This is a genomic window from Parasphingorhabdus sp. (assembly GCF_036964675.1).
In the GTDB taxonomy this organism is placed as follows: domain Bacteria; phylum Pseudomonadota; class Alphaproteobacteria; order Sphingomonadales; family Sphingomonadaceae; genus Parasphingorhabdus.
Genome location: NZ_JBALTF010000068.1, coordinates 1 through 14,331, shown reverse-complemented (window position 1 = coordinate 14,331; position 14,331 = coordinate 1). Strand labels below are relative to the sequence as shown.

Sequence of the window (14,331 nt, the reverse complement as noted above, 5' to 3'; positions counted from 1 at the left end):
ATCGAGATTGCCCTGGAGCGGAAGATCTGCTGGCAGATTTTCATGGGCCCAGACCGGATCGACGGTTTCATCCAGACCAATGGCAGTGGCGCCGGTTTCGTTGGCATAAGCGATCAATTTGGCACCGGCACCCTTAGGAAAGCCGATGATCGGCAGATCGGGATGAACCGCCTTCAACCGCGCGATGATTTCTGCATTGGGCGCAATCACCCATTTCTCAAATTGCACGGGAGACAGGGAACCGGCCCAGCTGTCGAACAGCTGCACAGCATCAACGCCCGCCTCAATCTGGCCGAGCAGATAAGTGACCGTATTCTCGACGATTGCATTGATCAGTTCGCCAAAAGCCGCCTCATCGCGATAGGCAAAACGACGCGTCGCCGCCTGGTCCTTACTGCCCTGACCGTTGACCATATAGGTCGCGATCGTCCACGGACTTCCGGCAAAGCCCATGAAGGTCGTTTTCTCGTCGAGCTGAGCGGCGACGCTACGAACCGTTGCATATATGGCTTCAAAATGCTCAGGAGCAGCCTCCAGAGAGGCCAAAGACGCGTCCAGCAACCTTGGTGCCAGTCGCGGTCCTTCACCCGCCTCAAACCAGAGCTTCTGGCCCATTGCATGCGGGACGATCAAAATGTCGGAAAACAGGATCGCACCATCAAAGCCAAAGCGCTTGATCGGTTGCAAAGTGACTTCCGCCGCTGCCTCGGAATCATAGCAAAGTTCCAGAAACCCGCCTTTTTTTGCGCGTAATTCCCGATATTCCGGCAAATAGCGACCTGCCTGACGCATCAGCCAGACCGGCGTTTGGTCGGTCTTCTTGCCGAGCAATGTCTGCAGCAAAATTTTCTGTGATTCATTTCCGTTCGGCATAGAAAGACAGTGATCCCTTATATTATCTTATATATATATTATAAATTGTTGTTGATGATAGAGCGTGGAAAAGGCGGTAACCTGCCAGCGCCGCAAATACAAACAGATTGACAGATGGAGGTTAAGGGAATTTTAACCGATTCCATAATTTACTGCCCGCTATCCACAGGCTGTGGATAGAAACCATCAATGTTGGTTGGCTGTGGATGGAATTGTCGGAATCGGGGAAGACTATTGCCGGACCACTTATCCACATTTTCATCCCTTGCTTTATCCCCTGTGAAATCACAAAGCTTAGCGCATGAACCGGCTTCACCTTCATCTGCTCTCGGACTCAACCGGCGAAACCCTGGAAAACATCGCAAAAGCGGCGCTTGCCCAGTTTGATGGCGTCGAGATTATCAAGCATTTCTGGCCTATGGTCCGCTCGGAGAAGCATCTCAACCGAATCCTGACCGAAGTGGCGGATAATCCCGGCCTGGTCATATTCACCATCGTCAACCGTGATATCAGGGCGAAACTGGAACGCGAATGCCGGCATCTGGGTCTGCCGTCGGTTCCGGCTCTTGATACGGTAACCGATGCCTTGTCCAACATGCTGGGGCAGGAAGCCAAGGCCAGACCAGGCCGCCAGCATATATTGGATGCAGCCTATTTCGCCCGGGTTGAAGCGATACAATTCACCATTGCCCATGATGACGGGATCGGATGGGGAAATTGGGAAGAGGCAGACATTGTTCTCGCCGGCGTGTCGCGAACCTCCAAAACACCAACATCCATTTATCTGGCCAATCGCGGTTATAAGACCGCCAATATTCCGATCGTGCCGGAATCGCCGCCTCCCGATTCGCTCTATCATCTGAAAAACCCGCTGGTGGTAGGCCTGATCACCGGCGCCTCGCGGTTGGTGCAAGTCCGGCGCAACCGGTTATTGTCGCTGAATCAGGCGCCGGAAACCGATTATGTCAATGAAGACAAGGTCAAGGAAGAAACTCAATATGCCCGCCGGATGTTCGCCGATAATGGCTGGCCGATGATTGATGTGACGCGGCGTTCCATCGAGGAATCGGCAGCGGCAATCATCAATCTCTATAACGAACGACATGTCGGCATAACCGATGTTCAGCAGGATAGCGGCGATGCGTGAAGCACGCCTGATACTGGCTTCAAAAAGCAAGGCGCGGCTCGCGATGCTGACCGCCGCCGGTGTTGTGGTCGAGGCTATCGCGCCCAATGTCGACGAAGAATCCCTGAAAGATGGGTTGAAGAGCGAGGGCGTCACCGCTCGCAATCTCGCCGATGCGCTGGCCGAGGCCAAGGCGGTTCGGTTGTCGGCGCGGACCGGGCCCGGAATGATATTGGGTGCCGACCAGATGCTGGCGCTCGAAGATGGCACGATGCTCGACAAGCCATCCGACCCGGCCGAGGCAATGGCGCAGCTGAAATTGCTCTCGGGCCGGAAGCACAAGCTGTTCAGTGCAGCCGTCATTGCCGAACAGGGGATTCCGGTGTGGCGGCATATCGATATTGCAACGCTTTCGGTGCGGGTGCTGAGCGACTCCTTCATCGAACAATATGTCGAAGCGGAATGGGACAATATCCGTCATTGCGTCGGCTGCTACGAAATTGAGGGCAGGGGCGTTCAGCTATTCTCTGCCATAACGGGCAGTCAGTTCACGATCATGGGCCTGCCGCTTTTGCATTTGCTGGACTATCTTCGCATCCGGGGTATTTTACCATCATGACCACAGATATTCCTTATGCCGAAGTTATCGGTGATCCGATTGCCCACAGCAAATCTCCGCTGATTCACAAATTCTGGCTCGATCGACTGGCGATCAAGGCGGATTATCGCGCCTGCCATGTCACGCCTGCCGAATTGCCCGACTATGTCGAACGGCGTCAGGCGGATCCGGCCTGGCGCGGCTGCAATGTTACAATACCGCATAAAATAGCCATGCTCGATCTGGTCGCCGATCCCGGCGGCGTGCGCGAGAAGATCGGAGCCATGAACACGATCGTCCGGCAAGCCGATGGCAGCCTGATTGGTACGAATACCGATGCCGCCGGTTTTCTGGCGCCGATTGCCGACATCGACTGGTCGGGCAAACATGCCGTGGTGATCGGGGCAGGGGGTGCGGCACGGGCCGTATTATTCGCTTTGAAACAGGCTGGCATTGGCGAAATAACCATCGTCGCGCGCAGCGGATTGAAGGCAACCGGCTTGCTCATGCAAGCGTCGGCCAAGGGCAGCGTCCTGCCGATGGATGCGCAATTGCCCAAGGCCGATCTGCTGATCAACGCGAGCCCGCTCGGGATGACGGGCAAGCCGCCGCTCGCGGTGGATCTCGATCCCTTGCCGGCCGATGCACTGGTTTATGATCTGGTCTATGCGCCGCTGGAGACCGGTCTTTTGCGGGCTGCCAAACAACGCGATCTGGCGGTGGTTGATGGTCTCGACATGTTGATCGGGCAGGCGGCGCTGGCGTTCGAGCTGTTCTTTGGCGCGACCCCGCCGATGGAAGATGATGCCGAACTCAGAAAATTACTGGTCGCCTGATGGAGCGGGAGCGGCCCTATATCGTCGGTCTGACAGGTTCCATCGGCATGGGAAAATCCACGGTCGGACAAATGTTTGTCGACGAAGGCGTTCCGTTGTTCGATGCCGATGCTGCGGTCCATCTATTGCAGGGACCGGGCGGCGCTCTGGTGGATGCGATTGAAGCGATGTTTCCGGGGAGTACGACCAGCGACGGGGTCGACCGGCAGAAGCTGGGGACCGCGGTGCTCGGCGATCCGGCTGCCTTGCAACGGCTCGAAAAGCTGATTCATCCGGCGGTGGCAGAAATGCGTCAGGCCTTTCTCGAAAAACATCGAGACCAGCCGTTGATCCTGTTCGATATTCCGCTGCTTTTTGAAACAGGCGGTGCCGAGAGTGTCGATCATATCATTGTGGTATCCGCCGGTGCGGACAACCAACGGGCCCGGGTTCTCGCCCGTCCCGGCATGAGCGAGGAGCGGTTCGAACAGATAAAGGCGCTGCAAATGCCGGACGTGGAAAAGCGGCACAAGGCCGATTCGGTGATCGATACATCGCTGCCATTGCTGGAAACGCGTCAGCAGGTGCAGAAACTTGTTCAAAAACTGAAAGCATCTCTTGCGTAACCCAATGTTCAGTCCGATATCATCCTTATGCGGGAAATAATTTTCGACACCGAAACCACCGGCTTTGATCCCCAAAATGGTGACCGGATGGTAGAGATCGGCTGTATTGAAATGATCGACCGGATCGAAACCGGCCAGACGTTTCACTGCTATTATAATCCCGAACGGTTGATGCCAAAGGCCGCCGAGAATGTGCATGGGCTCTCCGACGTATTCTTATCCGACAAAAAGCTTTTCAAGACCGGTGCGGAAGAGCTGCTGACTTTTTTGGGAGACGCGAATCTGGTCGCCCACAATGCCCAGTTTGATTTCAAATTTCTCAATGCCGAGCTGCTGTTATGCGGCTACAAGCCGATTTCCCAATTCCGCATGATCGACACATTGGCAATTGCCAAATCCAAACATCCTGGCGCAAAATTGTCGCTTGATGCTCTATGCTCGCGCTATGGTATCGATCGCAGCCATCGGGTGAAACATGGTGCGTTGCTCGATGCGGAATTGCTAACCCAGCTCTATATCGAGTTGACGGGTGGGCGCCAGATCGGTCTAGGCTTGGCAGACGACACGAAGCGGCGCGATTCTATTGCTGGCATGCGACCGACATTAGAGCGGGCAGCGCGCAAACAATTCATGGCGCCGCGGGAACATCATGCGGATGCCGATGAACTGGCGAGGCACAAGATTTTTATCGAGGGTATTGAAAACCCTCTCTGGACAGAGGTCTAACTGTACCGCCGTTTGCGTATCGGTACAGAATCAAAAGGAGAATGATTATGGAAGTTCGTGTTTCGGGACATCAGGTTGATACAGGCGATGCGTTGCAAACCCATGCTGAGGATCGGATGAAGGCGATCGCCAGCAAATATTTTGCCAAGGCCATATCCGCCAATGTCACCTTGAGCAAAGCGCCACACTCCCATTTCAAATGCGATATCGTGACTCATGTCATGCAGGGCCTGATGCTGAAAGCCGACGCGGTAGCGGGCGATGCTCATCAGGCTTTCGAGCAGGCCGCCGACAAGATTGAAAAACAGCTGCGCCGCTACATGCGGCGGCTGAATGATCATCATGTTCAGGCGCAATATGCGGCAAAACAGGAAGAAGCGGCCTATCGCGTGTTTGAATCGTTCGAAGAGGAAGAAGAAAGCGACCTCAATGGCGAATCTCCTCCGATCATTGCAGAAACCAGCACCGATATTCCCGAAGCCAGCGTGTCCAACGCCGTGATGATGATGGATCTGCGCAATACCAGCGCGCTTTTGTTCAAAAACTCTGGCACTGGCGCCCATAATATGGTTTATCGCCGCTCCGATGGCACGATTGGTTGGGTAGAGCCACATAGCTGATAGGGCCGAATCGCTTTAAACAGCCGGATAACCGGTGGTTATGCCGGCTGGCCCAATGCAAACCGACGTCCAGATTCTGGCATAGTTTCGGAATTGGCTGAGTGTTGCTGGGACAAAAGGAAAGATTCATGACTGATTTGTCCGTAAGACTGGAACTCGCTGCCGTTCGGGATTGTGCGGACGTCGGCGACAAGGACGATATTTTACGGACCATCGCGCGCATCGGGCACGAATGCTATCGGCTTGACGCCGATGCTATTCTGGCGGGTTTGACGGCCCGTGAAGCCCTCGGATCAACCGGTTTCGGGCGGGCGATTGCGATACCGCATACGAAATTGGCCAGCCTCGACCATTGTGTCGGTATCTTTCTGCGTCTTGCCGAACCAGCTTCGTTTGATGCCCATGATGGCAAACCGGTTGATCTGATCTTCGCCCTGCTCTCGCCGGAAAAAGGCGGCGTCGAGCATTTGAAAGCCCTGGCCGCTGTTTCCCGCTTCTTGCGGGATGACCATATGGTGTCGAAGCTGCGGGGTGCATCCGGCCAGGATGCGCTCTATGCGCTGCTGAACAAGCAGCGCGAGCAGCAGGCCGCCTGATCTCGGCCATGATAGATGAACCGCCAGATGATGCGCAGAGCGGCGGCGCGCAGGAGCATTTCCGGGCGCTAGAACGACTCTATGCGGAAGCTCCGATAAACCGGCTGTTCAATTCCCGTCTCGAGATCGGGGAAGCCGGCATGGCGCGGATATTTTTTACTGTCGATGACCGATATTATCATGCGGCCGGGGCGGTGCACGGCACGGCCTATTTCAAGATGCTCGACGATGCTGCCTTTTACGCCGCCAATAGTCTGGTTTCCGATCGTTTCATCCTGACGACCGCCTTCAATCTGCTCTTTACCAAGCCGCTCAAGTCCGGTCCGGTCACTGCTGAAGGCCGGTGGGTTAGTGGTAAACGCCGGGTCTTTGTCGCGGATTCGCGGTTGATTGATAGCGATGGCGACGAAATAGCGCGCGGTACCGGCACTTTCATGCGTTCGCATATCCCGCTGGCGTCCTTGCCCGGCTATAAAAAAGATGATTGAACCGCGGCTTTCCGCGGAAATGAAGGTCCAGACCCTTCTCCGACTGGTGAGCCAGAATGGTGGCTTCGGTGCGGTTCTGAAAAAGGGCGATCGGATATCCGGTGCGATCCTTATCCAATGTCTCGAAAAGGGCGAAAACCCTAGGCTCCTGGAGAATATGCCGTCGCTGGATGGCGAGCCCAATTGGCAGCAAATATGGCCACAAGATACTGATAAAAATAAAGAATTGTCAGAATATGTCGCGCAAAGATTCCGTTTTGACCCCGATATGTGGTTAATTGAACTGGACATCCCGGATGCGGAACGGCTCATCGCCCAAATGGGTCAGTAAACTTGACTTTATTCCGCAAAACCATAATTGGCGCTCAACTTTGATGCGCAGGTTGCTGCTGAGGTGTCAGAAATGACAGGCAGTAAACACGCAGACGGGGAGAACAGGAATAGACCTTCGGTTTGATTTTTTGGTCTATTTTTGGCGGTTTTGACGATAATGTCAGGATTTGCTCTGGTCTCACCGCATAATGTTATAGGTTTATGAGCAAAATTTTTCGTGTAACAAGCGCCTTGTCGCTTGCTCTTACTACGGTCGCGGCATTGTCCGTCACCGATGTGTCCTTGGCGTTGGAAGCAAGCGATGAGACACCTGAAACCGAGATTTTCATCGATCCAGCCCTGCTGGAAGATGACCAATCCAGTCAAGCCATTATTTTTGGCGAACAACAGGAAGTTGTCGCTGAAATTCCCCAGGATGTTGTGCAATCAGACAAGATTGCCAATGGCGAGGCCGATCAGAATTTTGACGAAAATTCCGGTTTCATCGACGATGGCGCATTGTCGTTGCGGCAGCTGGTGCGCCAACAATCGGTAGATGGTTCGCTCGATGCTGAAATGCAGTGTCTTGCCGGGACCGTCTATTTTGAATCCAAGGGTGAATCGCTTCAGGGTCAGCTGGCTGTGGCCCGCGTCGTTCTGGCGCGTGTCCATTCCTCCCGCTTTCCGGACAGCGTCTGCGGCGTAGTATTCCAGCGCAGCCAGTTTTCCTTTGTTCGCCGCGGCAAAATGCCTCCGATAAAAACCGGCAACCGGCATTGGCGCAATGCCGTGGCGATTGCCAAAATAGCGATTAACGATGGCTGGGAAAGCTCGGTCGAAGGCGCACTATTCTTTCATGCGCGCTATGTTTCTCCGGGCTGGCGCCTCAAGCGTCTGGCAACGATCGACAACCATATTTTCTATCAATAGACCGCCAGACAATATTGAATTTATAGAGGCTCCCTGATGGGGGCCTTTATTTTGTTCATTTTATGTTCTAGCCATGTCCGATGACGATAATCAATGATTCGCTTGGCTTGTTGACGAATCCCGCTGAGCTGACAGGCGCACAGGCGGTTGCTCGCGGCGTGGCCCGGATGTTTCTGCGCCATGATATCATGGTGTTGCCCGAGGTCAGTTTGCGGAACCGGCGCCGGGCGGATCTGATGGGGATTGATGCCAAGGGGCAAATTGTCATTGTCGAGATCAAGGTGGCGCGGAGCGATTTGCTGGGCGACGCCAAATGGACCGAATATCTGGATTATTGTGACCGCTTCTACTGGGCCCTGCCGATCGGATTTGATGCTTCGCCGGTCGAGGGACCCGATTTCCTGCCCGAACGCACCGGGCTGATCATTGCCGATGCCTATGATGCAGAAATGGTGCGCTCGGCTGCGACCAATGCGCTTGCGCCGGCGCGGCGCAAGACAGAGACCATGCGGCTAGCCCGCCGTGCGATGCAGCGCGTCGCGATCTCCGATGGCTGGATCAGTCCCGCCTCCGGCCTTCACGAGCCCGGCGGCTAATAATCGACGACTATCCTTCCGGTCCAAAGAACCGCCCTTCGGGTTTCGGTTTTTTGTCGGAGTCCGCTTTTTCAATCTCTGCCAATATCGGAGCAGCTCGGCGATCTTCCTTTGCATAATCGCGCGCTGACTTGCCTGCGAGCGTGTCGGCCCGGTCCGCGTCGGCGCCGTTTGCAAGAAGCACCCGCACCAGCTCTGAATCACGGATATGGACTGCTAGAATGAGTGCGGTTTCGCCTTGTTTATTCGTATCATCCACCTTCGCCTGTTTCGCCAAAAGGGTTCTGACGCCATCGACAAACCGCAGCTGGGTCGCGAGCATGAGCGGCGTAACACCCTCCTTGTCCGAGAGATTGGGGTTGGCACCTTTTTGCAGCAGAAAACCCAGCCAGGTGTTGTCGCGCCGCTCGACCACAATATGCAAGGCAGTCTGGCCAGAGGTATAGTCGCGCGTATTGACGATTACGGTTCCGGGCTCGCTGAGGAACTTTGTTGCTTCTTCGCCATCACGGTCCTTCACCGCTTTCAGAAAATTATAACTGTCCGAAAATTGGGCAGCGGCAGGAGCTGAGAAAGAAATCGCCACGGCAGCAAGCCATGCAAGCCGCAGGAAAATGAGGAACTGGCCGGTCGAGCGTGTGACTGAAGGATTTTTCTTGAACATTTTTAGCCCCGTTTTATTGACCGGTGTCTATTGGCACCGACCCACTGCAATTGCTGCCTATCAATTATCTGTTGAAATTGATCAACTAGCAGACCATGTCTGGCCCCGTAATGAACAATATCACAAATGTCGCAAAAATGATCCTCGCCACAGGGTTACTGACACTCATGGCTGCCTGTAACGCTGCGTCTGACGGAGGCGCGGCGGCGGAGCCGCCGCTTGCCGGGGCGAATATAGGCGGTACCTTTACGCTGACCAACCAGGATGGCGGCAAAACCTCGGAACAGCAGTTCAAGGGCCAATATCGGATCATCTATTTCGGCTATACCTATTGCCCTGACGTTTGCCCGGTCGATCTTGCCAATATCATGCTGGGATTGAAGCAGGCGGAAAAAGCCAACCCGGCGCTGATCAAGAAAATCCAGCCGATCTTCATATCGGTCGATCCAGAGCGCGATACACCGGCCGTGTTGAAACAATATGTGTCCGCCTTCCACCCGCGCCTTATTGGACTGACCGGAAGCGCCGAGGAAATCGCCGCCGTCGCGAAAAAATATCTGATCATCTATGATATCCGGAAAGACGAAGGATCCAGCGAATATCTGGTGGATCATAGCCGACAGGCCTATTTGTTCGGACCGGAGGGAGAGCCTCTGGCACTGCTGTCCTTCGATGGCACGCCGCAGCAAGTCGCGGACGAAATTACCCGATGGGTGCGCTAGGCGCCGATCAGCCGTTCTGGGAAGGACCGCTCGAATCGTTGGATCGCGGCCAGTGGGAAGCCTTGTGCGATGGCTGCGGTAAATGCTGTTTGCTGAAAGCCGAAGACGAGGATGACGGTCAGATCTACATGACCAATATCGCCTGCAAATTGCTCGATCTGCAAAGCGCGCAGTGCAGCGATTATCGCCACCGCAAATTCCACGTACCCGATTGCGTCCGGCTGACCCGTAACAAGCTGGAAGAATTTGAATGGCTGCCCGACAGCTGCGCCTATAAAATGCGTGCTCGGGGCCTGCCGTTGCCGGCATGGCATTATCTGGTCTCCGGTGACCGTGAATCGATCCATGCGGCTGGCAAGTCGATCCGGGGCAAGGTCATACCGGAAAGCAAAGCCGGACCGCTTGAACAGCATATTCTCGATGCGCCTCTTTAGCTCAGCGCGTTCTGAAGCGCTCGCTATCAGCCTCAACGGGGTCAGCTATCCGCTCCATTTAAGGCGATCCAAACAGGCTCGGTCGATCATTGTTTCGGCGGATACCGTTAAAGGCGTCGTCCGCCTGACGGTGCCCACTTACGCCTCGGAACATCAGGCGCTGCGCTTTGCCCAGTCAAAATCTGACTGGCTCAACGCCCGCTTTGCCGAAGCCGTGCCGCCGGTTACCGTAGAGGATGGCAGCCAGATCGCCTTTTTGGGGGAGCCGTGCATCATAAGATGGTCGCCGGAATTTGCGCGTGCGCCGCTGCTGGTGGAAGACGAAATCCGGCTGGGCGGACCCGCTGAACATGTCGAGTCCCGCATGCTTCGCTGGCTCAAGGCCCAGGCCCGCACGATTTTTGCCGAAGATCTGCAATTTTACTGCACGCGAGCCGGAACGGATTTGCCGCGACTGGCAGTCGGCGATGCGCGGCGACGCTGGGGCAGCTGTTCCGGTCGCCAGTCGATCCGGTTGAGTTGGCGGCTGGTCATGGCACCACCCCATGTCCGCCGGTCGGTGGTGGCGCATGAAGTGGCCCATCTCACGCATATGGACCATAGTCGGCGCTTCTATGCATTGCTCGACCAGATATATGAATCGGATCGCCATGTGGCGGATCGCTGGCTCAAGGATCATGGCCGTGGCCTGCATATGGTGGGCGCGGAACGGCAATCCCAACTGGTGGACTGAACCGGCTTGCTATTGTGGTTCTATGCGAGCCGCTTCGGGAAGCAAGGATTCTGGCGGTTTCTGCGGAGGCTGCGGTTTAGGTTTCTTGGCCGGTACTGGTTCCGGTTTGCGGGGACCAGGATCTTCACCGCGACCCAGCACTGAATCGATCCAATCCTGATCCAGACGCGGGCTATCGGCGGCTTCGCCGCCTTCGAGATCATATTCGACCCCGCGGCCCGTTTCGATCGGCATACCGTTTTCGTCCACGTAAATACCGTCTTCCGGCGCTCCGAACAATTCGCCTGCATCGGGTTCCAGTTGCCATTCCGGCAAGACCAGCTCGGTATCGAATTTCTCCACCTTGCGATTGGCCACCGCCGCCTTCATGAACTGCGCGAAGGCAGCGGCCGGAGCCCGGCCTCCCTGCAATCCGCCAACCGGCTTCGCATCATCACGGCCCATCCAGACACCCGTGGTCAGCCCGCTGGAAAAGCCGAGAAACCAGCCATCCTTGTTGCTGCTCGTGGTCCCGGTCTTGCCCGCAACCGGCCGACCAATTTGTGCTGCCCGCCCGGTGCCGGTGGCTACGGCTGTCTGCATCAGATCGGTGATGCCGGCAGCGACCCAGGGGTCGACGAGCACACGGCTGCCGTCAAATTTGCTCTGATAAAGAACATCCCCCTTCATCGTCTGCACCTTGGTGATCCCGAACGGGGTGATCGCAATGCCTTTGGCGCTGATCGATGCAAAGGCGCGAGTCATGTCGAGCAGCCGCACATCGGAGGTACCCAGCACCATCGAGGGGTTGGTATCGATCGGTGTCGTAATGCCAAAACGGCGCGCCATATTGGCGATCGAGGATGTCCCGATATCATTGCCGATTGCCGCCGCGACGGTGTTTTTGGAAAAGGCAAAGGCCGTGCGAACATCAATGTCCCCGGCATAGCGATCCCCGCTGTTGTGCGGCGTCCAGTTGCCAATCGTGATTGGCTCGTCGGTCACTGTGTCATCGGGCGTATAGCCGGCTTCCAGCGCTGCCATATAGACAAAGACTTTCCAGGCCGACCCGGGTTGACGGACCGCCTGGGTTGCGCGGTTATAGTTGGACGTCACATAATCCGTTCCGCCGACCATCGCGCGGACCGCACCATCGCGGTCAATCGCCACCAGCGCGCCTTGTGCACCAGCCGGAACCCGCGACTGGATAGCCGCCGTAGCCACGCGTTGCATGTCCAGATCCAACGTTGTCCAGACTTCAAGCGGTTCCACGCTCTCATCGATCAGTGTATCCAGTTGCGGCAGCGCCCAGTCGGTAAAATAGCGCACACTATTCTGTCGTGGTTCGGGTGCCAGCTTGACCGATGATGGTGAGGCCTCCGCCGCTTCTACTGCGGTAATCGCGCCAGCATCCTGCATCACCTCGAGGACCACGCCAGCCCGTCCGATCGCCGCTTTGGCATCGGCCGTGGGAGAATAGCGGGATGGTGCCTTGACCAGACCGGCGATGATCGCTGCCTCGGCCAGGTTGAGCTCTCTGGCACCATGCGCAAAAAACCGACGAGACGCGGCATCAATGCCATAGGCGCCACCGCCATAATAAACCTTGTTCAGATAGAGTTCGAGAATCTGTTCCTTGGAAAATTTCCGTTCCATTGCCAGCGCGAGCAATATCTCCCGCCCCTTCCTGCCGAAGGTCCGATCGTTATTCAGAAATACATTCCGGGCCAGCTGCTGGGTGATGGTCGATCCGCCCTGGGCCCAGTTGCCGCGCTGCACCCTTACCTGGAGCGAGCGCGCGATACCGATCGGGTCAACCCCCAGATGACTCTCGTAACGCCGGTCCTCGACGGCGACCATTGCAGATTTCATGACCTCCGGAATATCGGCATATTGCAGCCACTCGCCATAGCTCGGCCCCATGGAAAACAGCTCCTTGCCGTTCACATCCAGCACCCGGATCATCTGGCCATTGGGAGAAGATTTCAGATCCTCGAAGCCGGGGAGAGAGGAACGGACGACCAGGATGGCAACCACCAGCGCAATCGCGGCGAGAAACCCGACCACCAGGCCGGTCTTGACCAGCCGCCACAGCCATTTGCGCACTGGTCCCTGCTGTTTGCTGTGCTTTTTGCCCCGTGCCATATTGATCCGTCCATTATCCGCTATATTCTAGATTTTCTAGCGTTCTGGCGCCTTACTGCACGCTGAACGGGGAAGCACAGAAAAAATCATTCCGGCTTGGGTTCAAAGGCCATCGCGGCGCTGTTCATGCAATAGCGGAGACCGGTTTCGACCGGTCCGTCGGGAAAAACATGGCCAAGATGGCCGTCGCAGGTGGAACAGCGTATCTCGACCCGGCGCATGCCGAGGCTATTGTCTTCGATCTCGGTGACCGCTTCCGGGTCGGCGGGCGCGGAGAAGCTTGGCCAGCCGCAACCGCTGTCAAATTTGCTTTGCGATTCAAACAATTTGCTGCCGCAACCGGCACAGAAAAATTCACCGTCGCGATATTCGGTGTTCAACGCTCCGGTAAAAGGCCGCTCGGTGCCCGCCTCGCGCAGCACATGATATTGTTCCGCCGACAGCTGTTGCCGCCATTGCTCGTCGCTCAAGATTGTTTTTTCCATTTCTGTCAAATGGGCGTTCGATCGCGGGCGGTCAAGCCATCTGGCGAAGAGAATCGTTGCCGATAGATGCAATGCTTAACGCGATATTAGGTATATTTGACTATCACGGACGATTATGAAGATGGTCATAAAATCCATGCTGATCGGGGCAATCATGACCGTGTCTCTGGCATTTCTGCCCGGGAAATCTTATGCTCAATGCCGCCTGTGTGCCGCCAGCTCTGAACCGCACAGTCTTTCCAAAGCGGCGTCCGGAAAGCCGGAAATTCCGTTGCAGATTGAAATTACCGCCGATCTGGATTTCTCGCGGTTGGCCTTGCTCAGCAGCAGCGGCGGAATAGTCAGCATCGATCCGATGTCCGGCAGCCGGCAGATTCGCGGCAGCATCGCCAATCTGGGCGGGATGGCGCTGCACGGCGAAGGGCGTTTGACCGGCGAACCGGGCCGGAGCGTGCGGATATTCCTGCCGGAGCGGATTCAGCTGAGCGCACCCAATGGTTCGACGGCGGAGCTGGAAGGGCTGGAAACCAATCTGCCGGAACTGGCCAGACTGGATCAGAGCGGACGACTGACCTTTGCTTTTGGCGGCCAGTTGCGGGTTCGGGGTGATGCCAGCGGACGGTTTCGCGGCCGGATTGCGATCACCGCCGACTATGAGTGAGTCAGGGCCCGGACTCTAGCGACCGCTGGCCGCCTTCCGGGCAATCAGCAGCAATTCTTCCTCCAGCAGCACCTGGTCCGGCTGACCGCTGCTTTTCATCGCGATCTCCAGCTGCAAGATTCGCTCGATCAGCCGCGCGATATGGGCCGATGACCAGATTCGCAGCTGCCGCTTGAACTGTTTCTGTTCCTTGAAAAAGACG

General features: G+C 56.2%; 19 protein-coding genes and 1 pseudogene. 15 read left to right on the top strand and 5 right to left on the bottom strand.

The features are described 5' to 3' along the window. Window positions 1–873, bottom strand: an 873-nt coding sequence (hemE, locus tag V7665_RS11355; RefSeq protein ID WP_335664653.1) for a uroporphyrinogen decarboxylase, incomplete at its 3' end; no start/stop codon positions are given. A 301-nt stretch (window positions 874–1,174) separates the two neighbouring features. Here hemE and V7665_RS11350 point away from each other — a divergent pair. From V7665_RS11350 to V7665_RS11300, 11 genes are all read left to right on the top strand, one after another. Next, window positions 1,175–2,020: a pyruvate, water dikinase regulatory protein gene (locus tag V7665_RS11350; protein ID WP_335664652.1), complete on the top strand. Its 846-nt coding sequence runs from the start codon at window positions 1,175–1,177 to the stop codon at window positions 2,018–2,020. Then, entirely contained in the window at window positions 2,013–2,618 is a 606-nt protein-coding gene (locus V7665_RS11345) for a Maf family protein (RefSeq protein ID WP_335664651.1), read from the top strand. The genes V7665_RS11350 and V7665_RS11345 overlap by 8 nt, the downstream gene beginning before the upstream one ends. Then, a complete protein-coding gene (gene aroE, locus V7665_RS11340) occupies window positions 2,615–3,433 on the top strand; it encodes a shikimate dehydrogenase (protein ID WP_335664650.1) in 819 nt (272 codons plus the stop codon). Before V7665_RS11345 ends, aroE begins: the two co-directional genes overlap by 4 nt. Continuing rightward, window positions 3,433–4,038, top strand: a complete 606-nt coding sequence (gene coaE, locus V7665_RS11335; protein WP_335664649.1) for a dephospho-CoA kinase — start codon at window positions 3,433–3,435, stop codon at window positions 4,036–4,038. The genes aroE and coaE overlap by 1 nt, the downstream gene beginning before the upstream one ends. 27 nt (window positions 4,039–4,065) lie before the next feature. Continuing rightward, a complete protein-coding gene (gene dnaQ, locus V7665_RS11330) occupies window positions 4,066–4,764 on the top strand; it encodes a DNA polymerase III subunit epsilon (RefSeq protein ID WP_335664648.1) in 699 nt (232 codons plus the stop codon). Window positions 4,765–4,811: 47 nt separating this feature from the next. Continuing rightward, complete coding sequence (hpf, locus tag V7665_RS11325) at window positions 4,812–5,384, top strand: ribosome hibernation-promoting factor, HPF/YfiA family (RefSeq protein WP_335664654.1); 573 nt, start codon at window positions 4,812–4,814, stop codon at window positions 5,382–5,384. A gap of 128 nt (window positions 5,385–5,512) precedes the next feature. Then, the gene (locus V7665_RS11320; protein WP_335664647.1) at window positions 5,513–5,980 is read left to right on the top strand and encodes a PTS sugar transporter subunit IIA; all 468 of its coding nucleotides are present in this window, start codon (window positions 5,513–5,515) and stop codon (window positions 5,978–5,980) included. A gap of 8 nt (window positions 5,981–5,988) precedes the next feature. Beyond that, window positions 5,989–6,468, top strand: coding sequence for a PaaI family thioesterase (locus tag V7665_RS11315; RefSeq protein WP_335664646.1), 480 nt, complete (start codon window positions 5,989–5,991; stop codon window positions 6,466–6,468). Next, window positions 6,461–6,799, top strand: coding sequence for a DUF1491 family protein (locus tag V7665_RS11310; RefSeq protein WP_335664645.1), 339 nt, complete (start codon window positions 6,461–6,463; stop codon window positions 6,797–6,799). The genes V7665_RS11315 and V7665_RS11310 overlap by 8 nt, the downstream gene beginning before the upstream one ends. 203 nt (window positions 6,800–7,002) lie before the next feature. After that, the gene (locus V7665_RS11305) at window positions 7,003–7,710 is read left to right on the top strand and encodes a cell wall hydrolase (protein WP_335664644.1); all 708 of its coding nucleotides are present in this window, start codon (window positions 7,003–7,005) and stop codon (window positions 7,708–7,710) included. An 80-nt stretch (window positions 7,711–7,790) separates the two neighbouring features. Then, complete coding sequence (locus V7665_RS11300) at window positions 7,791–8,306, top strand: MmcB family DNA repair protein (protein WP_442955218.1); 516 nt, start codon at window positions 7,791–7,793, stop codon at window positions 8,304–8,306. A gap of 10 nt (window positions 8,307–8,316) precedes the next feature. On the opposite strand, the gene V7665_RS11295 is transcribed toward V7665_RS11300, so the two are convergent. After that, a complete protein-coding gene (locus V7665_RS11295; protein ID WP_335664642.1) occupies window positions 8,317–8,970 on the bottom strand; it encodes an ankyrin repeat domain-containing protein in 654 nt (217 codons plus the stop codon). Between the two features lie 95 nt (window positions 8,971–9,065). On the opposite strand from V7665_RS11295, the gene V7665_RS11290 reads away from it, so the two are divergent. Genes V7665_RS11290 through V7665_RS11280 form a run of 3 tightly spaced genes read left to right on the top strand, consistent with a single transcriptional unit; the run spans window position 9,066 to window position 10,859 of the window. Then, the gene (locus V7665_RS11290; protein WP_442955217.1) at window positions 9,066–9,692 is read left to right on the top strand and encodes an SCO family protein; all 627 of its coding nucleotides are present in this window, start codon (window positions 9,066–9,068) and stop codon (window positions 9,690–9,692) included. After that, complete coding sequence (locus V7665_RS11285) at window positions 9,680–10,126, top strand: YcgN family cysteine cluster protein (protein ID WP_335664640.1); 447 nt, start codon at window positions 9,680–9,682, stop codon at window positions 10,124–10,126. Before V7665_RS11290 ends, V7665_RS11285 begins: the two co-directional genes overlap by 13 nt. Next, entirely contained in the window at window positions 10,113–10,859 is a 747-nt protein-coding gene (locus V7665_RS11280; RefSeq protein ID WP_335664639.1) for a M48 family metallopeptidase, read from the top strand. The genes V7665_RS11285 and V7665_RS11280 overlap by 14 nt, the downstream gene beginning before the upstream one ends. 9 nt (window positions 10,860–10,868) lie before the next feature. Here the strand turns inward: V7665_RS11280 and V7665_RS11275 are convergent, their stop codons facing one another. Together V7665_RS11275 and msrB are read right to left on the bottom strand one after the other, a co-directional pair. Next, window positions 10,869–12,983, bottom strand: a complete 2,115-nt coding sequence (locus V7665_RS11275; RefSeq protein ID WP_335664638.1) for a transglycosylase domain-containing protein — start codon at window positions 12,981–12,983, stop codon at window positions 10,869–10,871. A gap of 86 nt (window positions 12,984–13,069) precedes the next feature. Next, window positions 13,070–13,468 (bottom strand): peptide-methionine (R)-S-oxide reductase MsrB, encoded by a 399-nt coding sequence (gene msrB, locus V7665_RS11270; protein WP_335664637.1) that lies wholly within the window; start codon window positions 13,466–13,468, stop codon window positions 13,070–13,072. A gap of 115 nt (window positions 13,469–13,583) precedes the next feature. On the opposite strand from msrB, the gene V7665_RS11265 reads away from it, so the two are divergent. Next, entirely contained in the window at window positions 13,584–14,129 is a 546-nt protein-coding gene (locus V7665_RS11265; RefSeq protein WP_335664636.1) for a DUF4402 domain-containing protein, read from the top strand. Between the two features lie 15 nt (window positions 14,130–14,144). Here V7665_RS11265 and V7665_RS11260 read toward each other — a convergent pair. Beyond that, window positions 14,145–14,331, bottom strand: a pseudogene (locus V7665_RS11260) (DNA polymerase III subunit delta); the annotation flags it as partial.